At 42.2% G+C, this 618-nt stretch carries 1 tRNA gene; it reads left to right on the top strand.

The features are described from left to right. The first annotated feature begins 22 nt into the window (after positions 1-22). A tRNA-Asp gene (locus AACV32_RS09575) sits at positions 23-99 on the top strand. Positions 100-618: the final 519 nt, after the last annotated feature.

Here is a 618-nt window from a genome sequence, read left to right as displayed (position 1 = left end):
ATTGTCTAACCAGACACGCTGCGGAGCGGTAGTTCAGTTGGTTAGAATACCGGCCTGTCACGCCGGGGGTCGCGGGTTCGAGTCCCGTCCGCTCCGCCACTTATTAAGAAGCCCTGCTAGTAATAGCAGGGCTTTTTTCGTTTGAGTAAAATAGCATTTTATTTTTATCACTCTCAGTGCCGTCTTCTAAAAATCAATTCCACGCATACTTACATACTCACTCCTTGTAATCCGTAATACTCTGATTGGCTAGGGCTAGCTTACCAATCCGTAGTTTTACTTGGCGCCCTTCTTCAATAATCATTGAACCTGTTTGTTCAAACTTGTTCGGCTGACTTTAAGCTATTGTGTGATTATTTGTGTACGTGAATGACTTTCTTTGGAGTCTGCAAGAGCCATCATCACACTTTCATTTGAATAGGGTTCGCCAGCTTTTTAAAATAAGTGTTACTAAAGCTATCCATAGTGATATTTCACCATAGTTCAACAGCTGTAGTGGTCAACTAAAATTGGCCACGGTTTTAGAGTTTTCCCAATATAATCGTTCTGATTCATTGGGAGTTAGACCACCGTTATACTGATGTGGCCTGAGTTGGCAGTAATATCCGATAATGTAGC

Source organism: Vibrio sp. B7 (assembly GCF_963888765.1).
Classification (GTDB): Bacteria; Pseudomonadota; Gammaproteobacteria; order Enterobacterales; family Vibrionaceae; genus Vibrio; species Vibrio anguillarum.
Note: the sequence above shows the minus strand (reverse complement) of the source record. Positions and strands in the feature narration are given on the sequence as shown.